This is a genomic window from Reticulibacter mediterranei (genome assembly GCF_016587455.1).
The window spans coordinates 2,849,005-2,867,471 of record NZ_BNJK01000002.1 but is presented as its reverse complement, the minus strand read 5'-3'; the positions used below and the strand labels follow the sequence as shown (position 1 = coordinate 2,867,471).

Annotated in this window: 15 protein-coding genes and 2 pseudogenes; 10 read left to right on the top strand and 7 right to left on the bottom strand. The window is 49.3% G+C overall.

The features are described 5' to 3' along the window. Positions 1–60 precede the first annotated feature (60 nt). On the top strand, positions 61–459 hold the full coding sequence (locus K3T83_RS51680) for a transposase family protein (RefSeq protein ID WP_220210886.1): 399 nt from the start codon (positions 61–63) through the stop codon (positions 457–459). 678 nt (positions 460–1,137) lie between these two features. Here K3T83_RS51680 and K3T83_RS51675 read toward each other — a convergent pair. Further along, on the bottom strand, positions 1,138–1,320 hold the full coding sequence (locus K3T83_RS51675) for a glutamine synthetase (RefSeq protein ID WP_236065287.1): 183 nt from the start codon (positions 1,318–1,320) through the stop codon (positions 1,138–1,140). A 120-nt stretch (positions 1,321–1,440) separates the two neighbouring features. Here K3T83_RS51675 and K3T83_RS51670 point away from each other — a divergent pair. After that, positions 1,441–2,159, top strand: a pseudogene (locus tag K3T83_RS51670) (IS6 family transposase). Positions 2,160–2,312: 153 nt separating this feature from the next. Here the strand turns inward: K3T83_RS51670 and K3T83_RS51665 are convergent. After that, positions 2,313–4,961 (bottom strand): tetratricopeptide repeat protein, encoded by a 2,649-nt coding sequence (locus K3T83_RS51665; protein ID WP_268963611.1) that lies wholly within the window; start codon positions 4,959–4,961, stop codon positions 2,313–2,315. A gap of 914 nt (positions 4,962–5,875) precedes the next feature. Between K3T83_RS51665 and K3T83_RS51660 the strand changes: the two genes are divergently transcribed. Then, positions 5,876–6,382: a hypothetical protein gene (locus tag K3T83_RS51660; protein ID WP_220210884.1), complete on the top strand. Its 507-nt coding sequence runs from the start codon at positions 5,876–5,878 to the stop codon at positions 6,380–6,382. Between the two features lie 685 nt (positions 6,383–7,067). Here K3T83_RS51660 and K3T83_RS51655 read toward each other — a convergent pair. Beyond that, positions 7,068–7,355: pseudogene (locus tag K3T83_RS51655) on the bottom strand (transposase family protein); the annotation flags it as partial. Between the two features lie 468 nt (positions 7,356–7,823). On the opposite strand from K3T83_RS51655, the gene K3T83_RS51650 reads away from it, so the two are divergent. The 4 genes from K3T83_RS51650 to K3T83_RS51635 all read left to right on the top strand — a co-directional run bounded on the left by K3T83_RS51650 (position 7,824) and on the right by K3T83_RS51635 (position 10,741). Beyond that, positions 7,824–8,309: a MarR family winged helix-turn-helix transcriptional regulator gene (locus tag K3T83_RS51650; RefSeq protein WP_220210883.1), complete on the top strand. Its 486-nt coding sequence runs from the start codon at positions 7,824–7,826 to the stop codon at positions 8,307–8,309. A gap of 91 nt (positions 8,310–8,400) precedes the next feature. Beyond that, entirely contained in the window at positions 8,401–9,741 is a 1,341-nt protein-coding gene (locus tag K3T83_RS51645) for an MFS transporter (RefSeq protein ID WP_220210882.1), read from the top strand. 45 nt (positions 9,742–9,786) lie between these two features. Continuing rightward, positions 9,787–10,368 carry a cysteine hydrolase family protein gene (locus K3T83_RS51640; RefSeq protein WP_236065286.1) on the top strand — a complete coding sequence of 194 codons (582 nt, stop codon included), beginning with the start codon at positions 9,787–9,789 and terminating at the stop codon, positions 10,366–10,368. Positions 10,369–10,372: 4 nt separating this feature from the next. Then, on the top strand, positions 10,373–10,741 hold the full coding sequence (locus tag K3T83_RS51635; protein WP_220210881.1) for a hypothetical protein: 369 nt from the start codon (positions 10,373–10,375) through the stop codon (positions 10,739–10,741). Between the two features lie 582 nt (positions 10,742–11,323). Here K3T83_RS51635 and K3T83_RS51630 read toward each other — a convergent pair. Then, entirely contained in the window at positions 11,324–12,145 is an 822-nt protein-coding gene (locus K3T83_RS51630; protein ID WP_220210880.1) for an IS6 family transposase, read from the bottom strand. Positions 12,146–12,217: 72 nt separating this feature from the next. Here K3T83_RS51630 and K3T83_RS51625 point away from each other — a divergent pair, with 72 nt between their 5' ends. Further along, positions 12,218–12,532 carry a P-loop NTPase family protein gene (locus K3T83_RS51625; RefSeq protein ID WP_220210879.1) on the top strand — a complete coding sequence of 105 codons (315 nt, stop codon included), beginning with the start codon at positions 12,218–12,220 and terminating at the stop codon, positions 12,530–12,532. A 766-nt stretch (positions 12,533–13,298) separates the two neighbouring features. Beyond that, the gene (locus K3T83_RS51620; protein WP_220210878.1) at positions 13,299–13,826 is read left to right on the top strand and encodes a RodZ family helix-turn-helix domain-containing protein; all 528 of its coding nucleotides are present in this window, start codon (positions 13,299–13,301) and stop codon (positions 13,824–13,826) included. A 92-nt stretch (positions 13,827–13,918) separates the two neighbouring features. Here K3T83_RS51620 and K3T83_RS51615 read toward each other — a convergent pair whose 3' ends face one another. Together K3T83_RS51615 and K3T83_RS51610 are read right to left on the bottom strand one after the other, a co-directional pair. Beyond that, complete coding sequence (locus tag K3T83_RS51615) at positions 13,919–16,822, bottom strand: TIR domain-containing protein (protein ID WP_220210877.1); 2,904 nt, start codon at positions 16,820–16,822, stop codon at positions 13,919–13,921. 511 nt (positions 16,823–17,333) lie between these two features. After that, entirely contained in the window at positions 17,334–17,519 is a 186-nt protein-coding gene (locus K3T83_RS51610; protein ID WP_220210876.1) for a hypothetical protein, read from the bottom strand. 516 nt (positions 17,520–18,035) lie between these two features. On the opposite strand from K3T83_RS51610, the gene K3T83_RS56880 reads away from it, so the two are divergent. Continuing rightward, complete coding sequence (locus K3T83_RS56880) at positions 18,036–18,176, top strand: hypothetical protein (protein ID WP_236065285.1); 141 nt, start codon at positions 18,036–18,038, stop codon at positions 18,174–18,176. A 9-nt stretch (positions 18,177–18,185) separates the two neighbouring features. Here K3T83_RS56880 and K3T83_RS56875 read toward each other — a convergent pair whose 3' ends face one another. Beyond that, positions 18,186–18,362: a hypothetical protein gene (locus K3T83_RS56875; RefSeq protein WP_236065284.1), complete on the bottom strand. Its 177-nt coding sequence runs from the start codon at positions 18,360–18,362 to the stop codon at positions 18,186–18,188. Positions 18,363–18,467: the final 105 nt, after the last annotated feature.

Genomic DNA, 18,467 nt, shown 5'->3' with positions numbered 1-18,467 from the left:
ATACTCATCCTGAAAGAAATCATCGTATTTCCTCCTTTCACCACATGGATGAGGTATCAGATGGAAGGGTCCCTCTTGCTCCCTTTGAGTGATGGATTGGTGATTGAGCAGATCAGCCAACAAGCCGGTCAGATCATTGTCTCGGTTCGGGCCACAGTGGAACGTCTATGTTGTCCTGTGTGTGACACAGCAAGTGCGTCCATGCACAGCCGTTATGTACGAACCATTGCTGATCTTCCCCATGCTGGACAAAAAATTATCCTCAAATTGAGGGTGCGTCGCTTCTCTTGTCGCAATCCCCTCTGCATACGCCACATTTTTACCGAAAGGCTTTCTGATCTGGTTCAACCCTGGGCACAGATGACGAATCGACTGCGAGAGGCGCTGTGTGCTCTCTCGTTGGAAGCGTCAGAACTCAGAAGAAGACTTGGCATGAAGATGACCTGTGGGGTATCCTGATGGGAACAACGATCTGATGAGGAGTGGTTCATGAACTGTCCGCACTGTACTGCTGTAAATCGACAAAATAGATGAGGGTGAAATTGACGGGATAAGTGAGTGGTAAAATAGGAGAAAAGCAGCATAGAGGGAAGAAGAGGGGGGGGAGAAAATGGAAGGAAGCAGGGGAAAGCCCTCAAAGAAGCTGTCAAAAGATGCATCAGGGAAAGTGTGAAATAGAGGCAAAAAGCAGCGGGGAGGAATGGTGAAAAGGGAGGAGGAGAGGGGGAGAGAAACATACAGGGTATGGGGGAAAGCGCGTGTGGAGGGCATCGGCAGGTGTGCCTCAGAGAGGGTACAAAAAAGAGCCTCAAAGAAAGGAAGGCAGAGGATCCGGCAAATTTTTTGTGAAATAGATGAGGGGAAATCTCAAAGAGAACCTGCGGTAGTTGGTAAAAGGGACAAATGAAAAGAAAAAAGGCAGGAGAGTATGTGTTTCGTGGGAAAAGAAGGCAAGAGCAGGAAGAAAAGGAGAGGTCTTGGCAGCTGTGATCTTACACACTGCCATATAGATATCAACATCTCCTATCCTACGTAAAAGCACGATGATTTTGCTTATACGCTATAAATAAAAAAGAGCCAAGCGGGACCTGGCTCTCATCATCAGGAGCTTTTTCTCGATGCTCCTGAGACTCAGCCCTAGAATTTGTAGAAATGCTGCTTGACGATTTCCTGAGGTGTTTTATCCTTAAAGTATTCGATCTCGCTGCGTTTGACCACCAGATATGCCGTAGAAAGCGTTGGACCAAGCGCCTCCATGAGCACAGAGTCGCGCTCCAGATCCTCAAGCGACTCATCCAAGGAGGTGGGGAAGCGAGGCAACTCCAGTTTCTCTCAGTATGAGCGGATGCGTCAGGACTGAGAACAAGGCACACAGCAGGGATCTCGGTTGTATTGCAAAGAAAAAGCTGATTTACTATAGTAGGGGAAAAGAGATCCCCTATGAGCAACCAGAGTCAGCATCCATTCAAATGGCGTCATTTCCAGGCAGACCTCATTCTCTTGTGTGTCCGCTGGTATCTGCGCTATGCGCTCAGCTACAGAGATCTAGAAGAGATCATGCGGGAACGAGGGTTGCATGTAGATCACACCACCATTTACCGCTGGGTCCAGCACTATGCCCCAGAACTGGAGAAACGCTGCCGACTCTATCTCAAAGCCACCAATAACCGCCTTTCGGGTTGACGAGACGTCCATCAAGGTGAAAAAAGAGTGGATGTATCTCTATCGAGCTGTCGATTCCGAGGGAAACACGCTCGATTGCTTTTTGAGCCCGACGAGAGATGCACAAGCCGCGAAACACTTCTTGCTCAGAATGCTTGTAGCCTCTCATTGCAGTGGCCCACGTGTCTGGGGCGCTCGACAAAAACGCCGCTTACCCCAAAGCGTTCAACGAGTTGAAAGCAGAAGAACATGTCCTCGAAAGCTGGGAATTGCGACAAGTGAAGTACCTCAATAACTTGGTGGAACAAGATCACCGCTTCATCAAACGCTTGACGAAGCCGGCAATGGGCTTCTTCTCCTTCGAGGCCGCCAGACGAACATTACAGGGATACGAGATGATGAACATGATGCGAAAAGGACAACTACAAGGGGTGGACAAAGGGGATGTGAGAGGGCAGGTCGCGCTGGTCGCCAAGCTGTTCGGCGTAGTGGTCTAAGCTTGAGAGGACACCACGCCCTCATTTCTTTTTCTCCAATTTTTGCAACACAACCCCAAAACGATTTATTGCTTCCTCTGTTCTCAGTTCTGACGCATCCTTCAAAATTGCTCTGGAGCACAACAGCCTCTTATGAACTATAGGCAAATTTGCCTACATCTCTGATCCGTGTCCGAAATCTGTCTGAAGTAGATGCTGGTGCGTAGCACGATATATTGCCGCGCTTCGTGATGTAACGCCCAATTTATTGTAGATTGAGCAGAGGTGTGCATTTACTGTGCGCGTGCTGATAATCAGTCTCTCAGCAACCTGAGCATCGGTAAGCCCTAATGTGACCAGACCCAGGACTTCTTGTTCACGAGCCGTTAATTCGTCAATCTGCTCCAGTACGGATGATGCTGGTTTGTCTGAGCAAGAATGAGTATCGGAGCAGAGCATGCTTTCATCTTGCTGTGCTGTATAAGGGATAGAGGAAACAAGAGCGGTCCATATCTCACCACGTGACATTCTGCGTCCCTCCTCCCAAGCTGTCATGAATGCTTTCTCACCAAGTGCTGTGCGCACACAAGAGATCAAAGGCTTATAGTCGATGCGCTCAACAGGCCGTGAATATGTCGTAATGGTTTCACGAAGAGCGTCTGATCTTCCCCAAAGAAGTGCGGCCCACCTCGTTTGTTTCTGTACAGCAAGTACTTTTCCTAATCCATCCAGACAGATAGTCATTATCCATTTGTCGTCCAGCTTCATGGATCTGCTCAAGCCTTCCTCCAGAAATGTACGAGCAGCGGCAGGATCACGACGATGGAGAGTCAAGTGACCGAGAAAACCAAGTGCGTGGGCAATGCCTCGCTGGATATCTAGTTCTCGAAATATCTGCAAACTTTGTTGTAAGAGAGCCAGCCCCTTTATACAATCGCCATTGTAGAAGGTGATTCTCCCAATGATGCTGAGACCGTACGCATAATTGAAGCCGTGTTTATCTCCCAGTTCATAAGAGATAGCAATACTCTCCTCAAGCAGTATGCGTGCTTGTTCGTATTCACCTTGGAATGTAAGAATGGTTGCGAGGGATAAGAGTACGGTGGGCATATTCGCTTTGTCTCCTAGCTCTTGGTATATCGACAGGCTTTCCCGTCCCAGAGCCAGTGCGGTACGACAATCTCCCTGAAAATAAGCTCTATCTGACATGAGCCATAACGTCTCAGCGATTCCCCAGCGATCCTGGATATCCTGGTAGAGGGCAAGGCTCTGTTCAAACTTTGCTTGTGCCGCAGTATATTCGCCTTTATGACGCTGTACGTATCCCATAGCGTTGAATGAGAGCGCTGCAATACGTTTATCACCTAACGTTGGAAACAGTGCTGCAAGCTCTGTGAATATGCAGGTTGCGCGATCCAGATTGCTCTGATAGATGGCTATTCGCCCAGCCCCTTCAAGCGCTTTTGCACGGATCTGCGTTACTTTGTCCCGACTGCCAGCTAATATACGCTCAAGCCATTGGCTTCCTTCGCTCAAATGTCCTCTCATTACCCAGAACCGCCATAGAGCAGCACAGATGCGCAATGCTTTCTCATCATCTTCCTGTGATGTCAACCAGTGGAGCGCAGACCGCAGGTTATCATGCTCCTGCTCCAGGCGCTCTAACCAGAGAACCTGTTGAGCTTTGCGCAGTTCTGGTTCCGCCTCTTCTGCCAATGTGAGGTAGAATTCGGCATGCGCAGACCGGGCTATATCCTCTTCTCCGCCTGCTTCAAGACATTCCTGGGCATATTCACGAATCGTTTCTAGCATCAACAAACGTGTTTCACCATCTCCCCCGGCTCGTGATTGTATTAAATGCTTGTCAAGCAAAGAGGTCGTGTTATCGACGATAGTGACGGGAGCATCATCAATGGTAGCGCATAGGGCTTCTATAGCTTCGGGAAGACAACCGCTAGCAAAAACGGAGAGACGCCTGAATACTCGTTGCTCCTGGAGATTCAATAAGTCATAGCTCCACTTGATAGTATTACGCAACGAGCTTTGCCGTTCAGAGATATCGCGCATCCCACCCGTCAAGACTGGTAGCCTTCGTCCCATTCGCGTCAAGAGTTTTTGTGGTGAGAAGAGTTTTAGATGTCTTGCCGCCAGTTCTATAGCGAGCGGAAGACCATCGAGATGTACACATAGTTTGACGATCGCGTGAACGTTCTCTTCGGTTAGCTGGAAATCACGCTTTACAGCTAGTGCATGTTGTAAAAATAACTGAATTGCAGTATAGCTTGTAAGAGTCATACGATCAGGGACATGCTTGGGGTCAGGTAGGGGCAAAGGTAATACAACATGTTCATACTCTCCGTGGATACGAAGGGCCTCTCGACTTGTAACGAGCATTTTTACGGATGGACATGCAACCAGCACTTCTACAAGCAATGGAGCTGCTGGTATCACCTGTTCAAAGTTATCTAATAGTAGCAAAATGCACTTTTTCTGTATATGTGCTTTCAAACGCTCTAGCAGCTTCCGTTCTCCAAACTCACCAAGTTCAAACACCTGAGCAATGGTAGTAAGTACAAGCATAGGATTACTGACGGACGCCAGGGGGACAAAGTAGACGCCATCCGTGAATGTCTCCAGCAACTCTTCTGCTACTTTCAATGCCAGGCGTGTCTTGCCGACACCTCCGATACCCGTCAGGGTTAACAAATGGATATCTGAGGACCTCAAAAGCTCACATACCTTCTTTACTTCTTGTTCATGTCCAAGAAATGGAGGAAACCAAGCCGATATGTGAAAAGAAGGCACTTTCAGCGTGTTGGGCATGATGGCCTGTGGGAAAGGCGGATCTGCACATGGTGCTATCTGCACAGGTGATTCTACCATATCTATATGCCATTCGATGAAATGAATAAAATGCTAATAATAAGGGCTTATTGCCTTATATATCCATTATATGGTAAACGAGAGCTACTGTATTTTTTTGCAGAGCAAGAAATTGGCATTTTTGCCGATGCTTCAGATGAAGAAACCTTCTATACTTCACACAGTAATTTGTGATTTGACATGGATATCGTCCTCTTCGGAATCTTTATGGTCCGAAGAGAGCCAGGACACTTTAAGGTCCAAAATCGCTCATTGGTCCATCCAGACGGAAAGCCAGTTTGTAAAGCAGAGCTAAAACACTCATGACCAGTTGTGCAGTTTGCTCCGTTGTGGATCACTGGATGCTTCTGCCGCTGAAATGGCTATCGGACCATAACATGTCCCGTTTGAACCATATAGACGTGCATGAGTCCATCCATCGGGAGTATTGTGCGTGCTTCCTATCCATGCTGGACCAAAGAACGTTTTATGGTTCCGAAATAGGACTGCAAACACAGTTATGCGTCAAAAGCTCAACACTTGCTACGCTGCCTGCTTGCAAAGAATCTGCTTTTCAGGCAGGTCGTAGGACAGGATATGGTTTAAGGGCACAGACGATATCCATGTCAAATCACAGAATTCAAGTGTTGTTACCGGCGAGTCGAAAAAGCGGGTATATGTAAGGCGGCCTCATTGATCAGAAGTATATCTTAAGCATCGGATGATGAATGCCGCTTGCGTTACAAGAAGCACTCTGGTCAGGCCTTTCTAAAAAATGGTTCCCTGTCCCTTTCTTGTTTGTGTACATCAGGGAAGATAAGAAATGCATTTCCCTTCGGTTACAAAAGGATGTTTAAGAATAAGGAGCACCAACAATGGCAATTTCATTTGATCCCATTACCGTGGATAGTGTCACTACCAATTTCCGCGAGACGCTGGCTGGAAAGCAGTACGATCATCAGGCGATACTCAAATTTATGCAGGCTGATTTGGACGCACAACAGCAGGTCATGAAGAAACTTGCGGCAGGTTCAACTCCTGAGGGATTAGCGCAGGTTGAGGCTACCCTCACGGCTTCAACGCGGGAAGCAGCAGCACGAGCCGAGCCGCATATCACCGGCGAAGCTCATTGGTGGGGATATGAGGTCTTCGTTCCCGAAAAAATCATGCAGGAGTTCTTGACGGCTAAGAATCTGGCAACAACTATTGTTGCCCTCCTGGCCCCCTTTGTGTCAATACCAGCTCTAGCTCCCGTAGGCGGAATTGTTGCAGGTTATATTCTCGCAGAGCTTGCCGCAATGAAGCATGTTGACAAGGGGAAGGGCGTGGAACTCTCGGCCTTGTGGGTGGCACCAGTTGTTCTCGTTCCATCTGCTCTCTAGTCTTTCCTATATAGCTCTGCCTTGACTCTTCATGCAATCGGGAGATTGAGGAGCTTCATCGCGAGGGTAAACTCAAGAGATCAGACATTTCGACTGTTTGATCCCGTTGGCAAACCCTCAAACTAGCTTGACCGTCAATGTGAGCTAAGGCCGCGAAAACACATGTATCGTGCTTCGCGGCCTTACGCAACGTTGCGGAGTCTTTCAAATGGATATTAACAGACACCGGACCAACTACCTCGATTCTGAATAGCTCCTGGCGTAGACACGGGTTGTATCAATGAGCAAGAGATGAGTGTTGCTGTTGGCGGATAAGCGCCATCATTTCAGCAACCGTTGTAACCTTGATGCGTGAGCATTGCCTCCTTACACTGCAAGCTACTTCGTATTGATCTGGGATAACGCCTCTTGGCACAAGAGTCAAGCTGTTCATAGCTGGATACGCAGCTATAATCAGACAGCCAAACAGAATGGGGAAGGTGTGCGATCCTGCCTCCTCCCACGAGATGTGCAACGAGTTAAGCTCAGGCAAAGAAAAGGACATACGACCATGTATGAATCCTGCAACACCACAACGGTCGAGAAGCACGTCTCTCATCGAATAGTGTTCAGGTAAGAAAAATGGTTGTGTTGCAAGAAATAGAAAGAAAATAAACTGAGCATGGAGTGCCTCTCCTCGCTCAGTTTAGGCAACCACCCCAAACAACGTGGCAACGAATGCGACTTGACCTTCCACATCTCCCTTTGCCACGCCATGGAATTGCCCTTTCCTCATCATATTCATGATTTCATATCCTTGTAAGGTTCGCCTGGCGGTCAGATCAGAGAAGAAACCCATTCCAGGTTTGGTCAAATTGTTGAGATATTTCACCTGCCTCAGTTCCATCTGTTCAGGGAGGACTCCAGCAGCTTTCAGTTCAGCAATTGCTTTGGGATAAGCGGCATTCTTATCGACACTGATGACATGTGGTACTGTCGTCTGTCGAGATTAATGGCACGTATCTGCCAGTAAGCGATGGCGTCTGTAGGACTTAGAATCACTCCTAGCCTTATCTGACCCAAAAAGAGGCACTGAACCATAAAATGACGTGACATCTTATCTCATCTATTTGGCACTCCTCACAAAGAATATACTGGCCAGATTTGTCACCGTAAAATGGCGCGTATTAGTAAATGACCCAGTCTTAGGATCATCTACCACTAGAGAAACCGCTTCACACCTGGCTTCTTCCCTCGCCATTTTGTAAATAGTGGCTCCATTCGGGCAGAAAAGAGTGGGAGATGATCCCAAGCCTGAACCCATTTTGATCGGTATCGGGCGAAATGGAGGAAACATGCGACCTTGACAGGGGGAACAGGGCGCTGTATCATTTACTTAACCTGTTTAACTAATAAATACATTAGATATTAAGCACATGAATAAAAGAGAGAAAGGATCGGTATGAGTGAGCCTTCTTCTGAGAGTACCCTGGATATTGCCGACGCGTTGTTTGATATTATTCCCCGCTTGTTGGAGCGCGTTCGTGCGGAGCTTCCCCGCGACTCAGATGAGGTTGCCCCGGAATGGCGCGACATTCTAGTGCTCCGGGCTACCAAAGGACAATTCACGTTCTTGCGTGTGCTGATGACGTGTCAACAATGCACCATGCAAGAATTAGCTGAGCAACTAGACGTTGCGCCGCCAGCTATCACTGCTATGGTGAAACGCCTGTTGGCCCAGGGCTTCGTCGCACGGACTCGCGATGAACAAGACTGGAGGGTGGTGCAGGTATCACTGACTGAACGCGGTCAGCGTGTGGTATCACTCTATGAGGAGTTCTGGCGAACGCACTTAAACCGTCTTCTCAAGCGTCTGAGTGAGGAAGAGGTGACGCATTTACGAGGAGCACTGCCCGCCCTACGCCATCTCAGTGAGGAAGAACTTTGATTGGCTTTCCCGCAAGAAGCGATCCCTGCTGAGAGAAACCTCTTCACTTGCGTCTCTCTGCTCACATTGGTCTTCCCTGGAGAAAACACCCATGCAACCCATTGATTCCAGCACTCAGAAACACACCCTTCTCGAAGAGGAGCAGCGAAGTGCGTCAGCCAGTACACAAACCAGGGGCTTAGGAAGAACATTTCTTGCCCTGCGCCATCGTAACTATCGACTGTACTTTTTTGGGCAAATGATTTCGCTGGTTGGGACCTGGATGCAGACAACCGCACAGGCATGGTTGGTCCTGCAACTGACACATAGCGCGTTGCTGCTTGGAGTAGTGAGCTTGCTCCAATACTTGCCAGCGATGATGTTCTCACTCTACGGTGGGGTACTCGCTGATCGCGTTCCCAAACGCACGCTGCTGCTCGTGACACAATCTATTTCACTTGTCCAGTCAGCCGTCATGTGGCTTCTGGTGATAACGGGAGTGGTCCAGGTCTGGCATATCCTGCTTCTGGTAACACTCCTCAGCATCACAAATGCACTTGATAGCCCTACCCGCAACGCTTTTATTCATGAAATGGTGGGTCGCAAAGACTTACCAAACGCCGTCGCCCTGAACTCTTCGCTCGCCAATATGGCTCGTGTGCTAGGACCAGGACTTGGTGGTGTGCTGATTGCATGGCTCGGTGTTGCACCACTTTTTCTCCTCAACACGCTGAGTTTTCTTGCCGTGATTATCGGCCTGTTCATGATCAACACACGCAGGTTATACACCGTGTCCGGCAAAGGAACGAACGAGAAGAAACTCGGCATGTTCCAGAGCTTGCGTGAGGGTTTATCCTATTCCTGGCACATGCCAGCCGTTCTTCTCATTGTCGGACTCATTGGTGGCATCGGGTTGTTTGGTATCACTTTCAATGTGATGCTGCCGCTGTTTGCAACTTCGGTCTTCCACATTGGGGCGACGGGGTATGGCTTCATTGCAGCAGCCTATGGACTTGGTGCTCTCATCTCAGCACTATGGGTTGCCTGGGGAAATCGCCAACCGAATATTCGCTTTCTGCTGATCGCAGCATTTGCGTTCGGCACACTTGAGATCGCGTTTGCGCTTTCTCCCTTATACATCCTCGCGTTTCCTTTACTTGTCGGCATAGGATTTGCACAGGTTGTCGTGACAGCCGCTGCGGCTACCGCAGTTCAAACCATCACACCCGATCATCTTCGTGGCAGGATCATAAGTGTGTATCTCCTGGTCTACGCAGGGGCCTTGCCATTAGGGAACTTCTTAGCAGGTGCCGCAACGACACGCATTGGCGTCTCAATAACCTTCTTGCTTGGAGGAGCTCTCTGCCTCATCGTCACTATTACTGCCTGGCTTCTGCGTCAACCAGCAGAGAAAAGCCTTGAAGCGTCAATTACAGCGACGGAAGGCGAGTAGTTGACAGAAAAACAAGCACATATCGTTTTGCAAGAGAAAAGGAAAATGATGCCTGATACACATGCGCATACAGCTCTTTTAGTCATGGATATGCAAGAAGGAATTGTCGCTAGGCTTGCACGACAGAGTGATGTTCTCACCCCTGTACACACAGCTATCGACGCTGCTCGTGCCGCGTCAATTTCCATCATCTATGTAGCTGTGACCTTTCGCCCAGGATATCCCGAAATTAGTCCAAACAATAAATCTTTCTCTGCACAGAAAGAACAACCATCTTCCTTCTTGACAGGGAGAGCAATGGAGATCGCTTCTGCTCTTGCTCCACAACCAACGGATATTGTGGTCACGAAACGTCGCGTGAGTGCGTTTAGCGGCAGTGATCTAGAAGTGGTGTTAAGAGCACAGAACATTTCGCATCTGGTGCTCTGTGGTATATCAACCAGTGGAGTGGTCTTATCAACCTTACGGGAAGCGGCTGACAAGGATTATCAGTTAACGGTCTTAGCCGATTGCTGCTTCGATAACGATGAAGAAGTCCAGCGCGTCCTGTTCACGAAAGTCTTTCCACGGCAGGCGGAAGTGTTGCAGGTTGAAACCTGGAAAATGAGGCTCATAGGAGGATTTTAGCATCATGCAATGGTTATATGACGTTGCCTATTTCTTTGGAGGTGTATTTCTCACCAATGCACTCCCGCATTTCATCAGTGGCTTGATGGGTCGGCCTTTTCAGAGTCCATTTGCGAAACCGCCAGGGGAAGGACTGTCGTCCTCGACTGTCAATGTGCTTTGGGGCTTTCTCAATCTGGTTATTGCGTATGTTCTGCTCTGTCGCGTTGGGAATTTTAATCTGCGCTCTACAGATCAGCTCATTGCTGCAGGATTAGGCGTACTTCTCTTTGGTACGATAACAGCGCGCCAATTTGGACGGTTTCATGGTGGCAATGAGCCTGTCAGCACGGTGGTGATGAAAGAATGCGGTACGCCGGACGAAACGTTGTAAGAAGATTTTTTCGGCCTCTTTTCTCTTTTCACTCAATGGATTGAGAGAGGTAGTCTCTTCAATTGATGGATTTTGAGAAGGACCTCTTGCAACCCATCCTTCGCCGTAGCTTCATCTGGTACACGGCGGAGGATGAACTGGAGCAGGAGCGTGTGAAATTCTTTCCATGCTTACCCAGTGATCGTGGGCATGGCTTGTTCCTCCAGCATTTTTCTGGTTGTGCAAGGAAAGCCGATTCTTTGGCCAAAAGGCGCCCCTACTCCTTCCCAATCACAGCCCAGATTGTTTCTCTCTCAGCCCATCGTGGCTCAGTCGTAAGGTTGCGTGTTTTGCGCCTGTTATGAGATTTGAACAGGAGGATTCCATTATGTAGAGAGAATGAGTGTTGTTTGTCGAATAAAACGGCTCATTGCCATTCTTGTAATAATGGCTGACCCTTCTTCGATTGCTTCTGTAGATTTGCCAGCATTGATTGATCTTCCAGAGCACAACAGCAGTAAATTTCGATGGTTCTGTCAGAACTGAGACAACGGAAGCTCATCAAGGCCCCTCTATGGAGTGCTTATTGCTGCCCTTCTCTTGCTATGAGGCTACTTGCAACAGCACTTGCAGGGCTCTAAGCAGATCGAGGAAAGCTCGTCGTCGTTTGGAGAGTGAGATCGATGTTCCCATAATGCTGCGTGGGCGAAAATAATTTCGTAATTCGTCAAACGCTTGACAGAAACGAGCTGCTGACTCAACGTTTCCGAAACCATGCATAGGGTAATAGCGCTGCTTGATGGCGCGATGATCTTGCTCCAATCGGTTATTGAGATAATGATTGCATTGATGGAGAACTTCATTGCCCAGCGTCTCGCGAATGGCACGCGGATAGGACGTATGGCCATCGGTCGTCACCTGTTTTGGTGCGTGACCTACAACTTCAACTGCTTGTTGGAAAAAACGCTTCGCTGCCTCCATATTTCTCTTCTCGCTGAGCAGAGAGTCAACCAGATTGCCATCGTGATCAATGGCTCGATAGAGATAGCACCATTTTCCATGACCCCTTACATAGGTCTCATCAACGTGCCAAGAACTCCCGGCTTGACCTCGTCGCTTTCTCCGCAATTGATTTGCAATCAGAGGAGCAAAACGGCTTTCCCAATCTCGGACCGTTTCATGGGTAAATACAAAGCCGCGTTCCAAAAACATCTCAGCTACATCACGAAGACTCAACTTATAGCGTAGGCGCCAGAAAACAACCAGAAAAACGACATCGGTAGGAACCTCAAGAGAATTGAAAAGAGTACCAGTTCGTTCATTAAAGGTGCGATGGCAAGCTGAGCAGAAGAAGGTTGCATAACCAAGTTCTGTCTTCTTTCCTCGTTTTCTGATGGTGGATGCTGCGCAATAGGGACAATTCATGGGGCAACTTCTCTTTCCTATTTCTTACTTGAAGAAGAATAACAGAAGCCTATTTCCATACCAAGGTGTTGTTTGAGTTCTGACAGAACCCAACGGCTGATGTCCACCGGCAAAATTCGTTTTCTGGTCCTCGATGAAGTGCTTTCAGCCCTGGATAAAGAACGCTGTGATGCGGTCAAACACATCTTTGCTGATGTGCAACGTCGAGGCATCTTTGACCAGATTGTGATGATCACGCATCTGGAAAGTGTCAAACACGGATGGCCAGGAACGATTCTGGAGTTCTCAAAAAATGGAGAAAAAACGAGTATGGTCACAGCCCTCTCTCCACACCCCGAGAGGGATCCAGGGTGCGAGCAAGACCAATGGAACGCATCTTCCTCCTGAGCGAGAGCAGGTGATACGGGGCATAAGCAGTGAAACGGGGACAATCCACGCATGCGCACTCATCATGTCTTCACAGCCTCCTCCGGTTGAAAAAAACAGGAACATCCGGCGACGAATAGGAAGCAAGAGATGCTTTTTAGCACATAATTCTTCACGTTCCACATTGTCACGAGGCTTTCTACCAATCCTGGCATGTTGGACGAGGGCGAGCGCAGGAGTCTCAGTCGTGAAACTACCAGAGGTGTCATATGAGGCATCAACAAGGGGCCGCGCTGTTGACTGACAGTAGTTCCATTCTACTCAACTGTCCTTCCAACAGGAAAAAACAGAAAGGAGGGGCACATTCCCCTGGTGCCTGAAGTACGGCAGCCCCCTGCACGTAGTGTTATGGAACAAGCAAGAACCATTCTTCGGTGGCAAGCAGGCATTCCTATCATACATGTTTTCTCCATGGTGAGGATCACATGGTCACACATGCATTTCCATAGCCCTTCCTCCCAATTCCTCCAGTGGTCAGGCGTCCAGTTATTTTCCGCATGCTTGAGCGCTCACGATGTTTAACCATCTGATTGACGAGAACAAGGCTTCACAGCACGAGACAGACAGGCGGAGTCATAGTATTCCTCCATGAACAAACAAAGCGCATTGATCGTTATTTTCGCTCTATTGCTCTTATTTTCGTTACAAAAAATGTTTGTTCCAATCGTTTAATCTATAGTGAATATTCAAAAATTATTTACGGCATTCAAGCGTAGAGGTGATAAAGATGTATTTTTTACGAGTGAGAGCTATCACCTGGTGTGCCCTCCTATTGCTCAGTGTCGTCGTGTTCATCAGTGCCTCCTGCGGGAGTGCTGGAGCGACGAATAGTGCCCCCTCTCCACAATCGACTTCCTCGACAGGGACAATCAGCGTCCCTCCCACCACAACCACCAGTGCCAGTACAACCACGACAGATGATACTGGGCATGGCAGTACCATCAACGCGACAGTGACGACTCAGACTCCTGTGCAGATAGTCCAAACTCCAACTCCTACGGCAACTCACGTTCATCTCACCCCTACATCCCCAAACATCTCTGCCACTCAAACAACCTCCGCTGCACAGACGATGACCGCTGTTGCTTCTGCTTCTCATCCTACATACTCCACTCCAACTGTTACTCCAAATCCCCCAAACATCTCTGCCACTCAAACAGCCTCCGCTGCACAGACGATGACCGCTGTTGCTTCTACTACTAACACGACATACCCTACTTCTACAGCAGTTTCTACATCCACACCCACACCATAAACAAAATCACCCTGCAGCAGCGCTCTTGCTTGTATCAAGATTGCTGCTGCCTTTCCTCCTCATGCTACTTTTTCCACTCAAGATTATCAGTATTACGCATCTTCTCCTTGCTGGGGGCGAGATCCACAGGAAGTAAAATAGTCAAGAAGCAAACGATGAATAAAGGTGTACCCCCCACCCACCTTGCGTAACAGGATATGCCGATCAGCATAATCAAGGAAGCGAGCGGAGCGCCAGGGAAGAGATTTCGACCTCCAAAGCAGCCAACGGAAGACAATATGTTGGAGGCACGCAAGCCCGCCGTTACAGATGGCTCCAAGGACTCCTACTCCGAGTGCAATCAACACAGCATAGTTCATCGCAATCTGCCACCAGACGACAGACCAGATCGTTGACCACACCATCCAATTGAGCATTGAGAGGAATTTGCTCACATCGAAGATGAGCGTACTCAGGACATACAGTCCCCAACTCATCACTCCACTAAAGACCCCAATGAAAAGACTATTTCTGGCTGAATACCAGATCCCCTGATTGGGCCTCAGGCGTTGATTGGCCTCCAGGGTAGTACTTGATAATCCCTCCGAAAGTCCATGAAATAACCAGGAACAGAGGCCAATAATAACGCCCGCGCTGACCCCATAATCGAGCCCAGGACCCTGCGTCCCTCGTAACCAGGCACTGACGCCAGTCACTCCCCCACTCAGGATGCCAATCAGCACTGCCTGCCTCAGACGCTGTACCTTGTGGAAGCTATACCAGAGATTTTTCCAGGACCAGGTAACAATTTCAGCAGGTCGGATGTCAGGTACTCTTCTTTCCAGCAGGATAGCAAGGAGCAGGCCAACCTGAGTATAGTTCAACAGATCGGCGAGAGCATAGGCGACGACATCACTTTGCGTGTTTTGAAAATGATGAGCCAATTCAGTGCTGACTATATAGCCCAATGCCAGACAGCAGCCCACGGTCAGTCCTATGCGGATGTTTTTGGCACTGATGACCTGGTGCCAAAAGGTTTCCCATGAGCGTACCAGCATGCCCATTCGTGCTGGTGGCCATTGCTTTCGCCACAGGAGAAAACTGAGGCAATAGCTAGCACATCCATAACCGAGACCATAGCAGAACCCAATCGCGCTATTGTGCTCATAGAAACCGACTAGCAAGCCATAGCTCAGGCCCACCAGCAACCCATTGACCACACAGCTACGTTGTAGTCTGGTGTTGCGTATCTGTTTCCAGAAAGGTGGGGAACGCTCCTCTTCCACCACCAGTTCTTGCTGCCTACCACTGAGGAGCCCACCAACCAACGCCCCCAATAGGCCATAACGAAGATCGAAAGAAATGCCGAGAGCAACCCGAAAAAAGAGATGAACAACCACCAGACTGATGATACATCCGACCGCCATATCAGGAAGCCTGACGGCAAGGAGCGTATAGAGGCGAACAAGCGACTGCTCAGCAAGCCAACTCGGTTGCATCTGCTCAAGATACAAAATCGTCTGGTCATGCTGTTGCATCTGCCGCGCTAACCACGTCAGCCACTGGATCGTCTGCTCTTTTGTATACTGCTGCTCCACTTTTCTCCGCGCAAGCATGCGATCAACATAGGCTTGAAACAGCCGTTGTTGTCTTTTTTCAGGGGGAACCGCGAACAGATCGTCAAGCGATGTTCCTCGATAGGTCTCGACCAGTATGTTCAGCAGCAGCGGAGTCGTAACGACTGCCCGCAGATCCTGGTCACTGGAGAGGGCATGGCGGATGGCTTCCACCTGCTCTCCGACACGCTCAAGATACGCATCGACTTGCTGGAAGGAAAGTGGCTCCACACTGATGGCTTTGGCAAGGGTCAGCCGAGACGGCTGAAGCAAATACGCCTCTGTGCGACTACACACGACCACGGGGACAAAAGCATGTTCCCGGCGATAGGCATTCACCGCATTGACACACTCCCGACGATGCACCCCTTCCACTTCATCCAAGCCATCCAACAGAAGAATGACCTGTTCACCTTCAATCCACTGGGCTGCAAGGGGATGCGGGAGCTGATACCTGATCGCTACCTCTTCGATGAGCCAGTGTGAAAGCGGCGCTCGTTTCTCTGCCCAGGATGAGAGGTTGAAGACAATCGGGAGCGGAGCGTGTTCATCTCGGTGGGCGCGCGCTAAGAGCGTCCTGGCCAGTTCCAGGAGCAGGGTTGTTTTTCCCGCCCCAGGAGCGCCCAGGATCAGGAGCGCATGCTGAGCATTATCGTAGAGGTGTTCAATAGAGGTGTCAGGAGGAACTGGCTGAACTCTTTCTTCTATTTCCTGGACGAGTGGTTTCCAGGGGTTCACGATAGTATGAGGTTGCTCATACAGAGGACCTCGAATCATTCCAGCAGGAGCGATCGATCGCTTGAGCATCCCATCGATCCAAAGAGCATGGACTCTTTTGAGAAAGTGGTATCGATTCTTCTCCTCACCACGTGCTGTCACACGTGAGCTCATTGTCGCAGGTCTGGTGGCTCTTTGGCGAATGGAAGTGGTGCCACCTCGCAGGTCGGCGATAACAGCGCAAATAGCTTGCACGATTTCTACAAACGCTTGATCTTGATTCTCCCACAGCGTCACGGGTTTTTCATTCCGAGGTAGACACTCAAGATGGGCAAAAGGAGCTACTTGCCAGTAAACAGGGCGGAGCAGAATTGGAATTACCCGTGCGCTCTTCGTTGCATGCCGCTCCAGGGCGTAGTGCATCTCGATACTGGAGCAGTAGTCTGATGCGAAGTAGGCTGGACTCACGAGCAAAAGGATAACGGATGCGGTACTCAAATGAGCATGAACGTCCTGTTCCCATTCGGTTCCTGCGAGTACTTGACGATGATGCCATGCTGCAATCACGCCTTGCTGTCGAAGTAGGCTCAGGTGTTGCTCCAGACGACGACGAAGCTTCTCATCTTCCCGTGCATAGGAATAAAAAATGCTTATAGGAGATGAATTAGTAAAAGCATCTTGCATTTATAGCTCACGGTCTGTATAGAGCATTCAAATGAGTAAATGCTAACACTCCATCAAGAAAATATCACTGTGGGGATTTTAGAGATACAGCTGTATTATAACACGACACCATTGTTTCCGTAAACCATATTCCTCACTCATCTCCTGTGTCCACTTTCTCAATAGCGCCTCTCCCAGAACACCTTCCCTCAATCTTGCCTCTAGTAGGAAAGAAATACATTGAGGGATATTTTACCAGATCATCCGCTTCTCCCAGATCAGCGTAAGTTTCTTCTGAGAGAGGTTCTCCCTTCTCTTACCGACTCCTACAAACAGGCGTGTCTGAAACAACCAATAGGAGGGAAAGACGACTCTGCATCCACACTAGCGCAGGTTCTTCGAGCGTAGAGCGATGCATCTTCCAAGCAAGATACGCTCGATCTTCTCCGCTTCTCAGCATGCGATCCCTTCTAGGCGGATTGCGCTTGATCATCGTCTCCCCCCCACACCACCAGAAAGGGATGCAGGCAAATCAATGCCGCGAGAGCATCACGCAAAAACGATCTGCATCGGCATGAAAGGCATCAATATCTCCCTCCCCAGAAAGAGGATGCACGACCAACATCACCAGTTGATTCAGTGCCGAAAACGATCGGCAGTTCCGCGAGGATCGAGGTGTGACCGACAAGCGTCCTCGCATGGCTTCAACCTGTGTCACATGGGAACACACTTCTCTCAGTGTGCTTGCCTCCAGCAGCAAGAGACGTTGTTTTCACTGAGCAGACGGATCTGCCACGAGAGTAGTCTCTCAATACAAAGGAGCAGGAACATCACAAGCTCTGGATCATGTTCCACAGCCATATGCTCTTTGCAACGCCTATCTTGTAGGAGGTGAAGAGGCCTCTTCACCTGGCAGTGAGGCAAAATAATCGCAAAGCAGCGGGTGAGGAAACATGTATCCTCCTCCAACTCGTAGAAGAAGAATGCGCTGAGTCGCATATTCAAGGAAACGAACGTACTGCCAAGGGATACATCCAACGCGCCAGAGAATATATCGGAGCATCCAATGCAAGACACAAGCCAACCCTCCTTGCAACAAGGCCACGACTGTACAGGCCGCCACCGCGAGCCAGAGGCCCAAGAGGATTCCCGCCCATACCCCCTCTCTCCCTGACACATTTTAAAAGCGCATGGAAAAGTGCCATCCAGTAGCGAGCTTGCGAAAAGGTAAGCAGTGAACCAGGTCAGCTTGGTTGCAGGTTCGACGCAGAATATCCAGAAGCCAGAGGCGTCCGAGACGAAAAATCCCTTTGTCGCGGCGATCTCTGCGATCAAAACGATCACGTTTGCCATGATGCATACAGGAGGCTGCTAGATGGCTGACTCACCACATCGCCAAAAAGAGGGCTAAGAGCAAACGGTCTAAACGGGCTTCTTCCTTAACCAGACTGGCTTCCAGGTTCCATCCTCGACGTTTGCTGTCCTGAAACGTTGACTCGACACGCATGCGCCAGGCATACTCGTTTATACACCGTTTGCCTGCTTTTTGATCGGAAATCAAGATCCAACCTTCCTCGCAACCCTGCATCCAACATGCGCTCACATAGGTTTCAATCATGTCCTCTTGCCAGACTTTGGCCCAGCCATACCACTGCTGTCCCGTTTT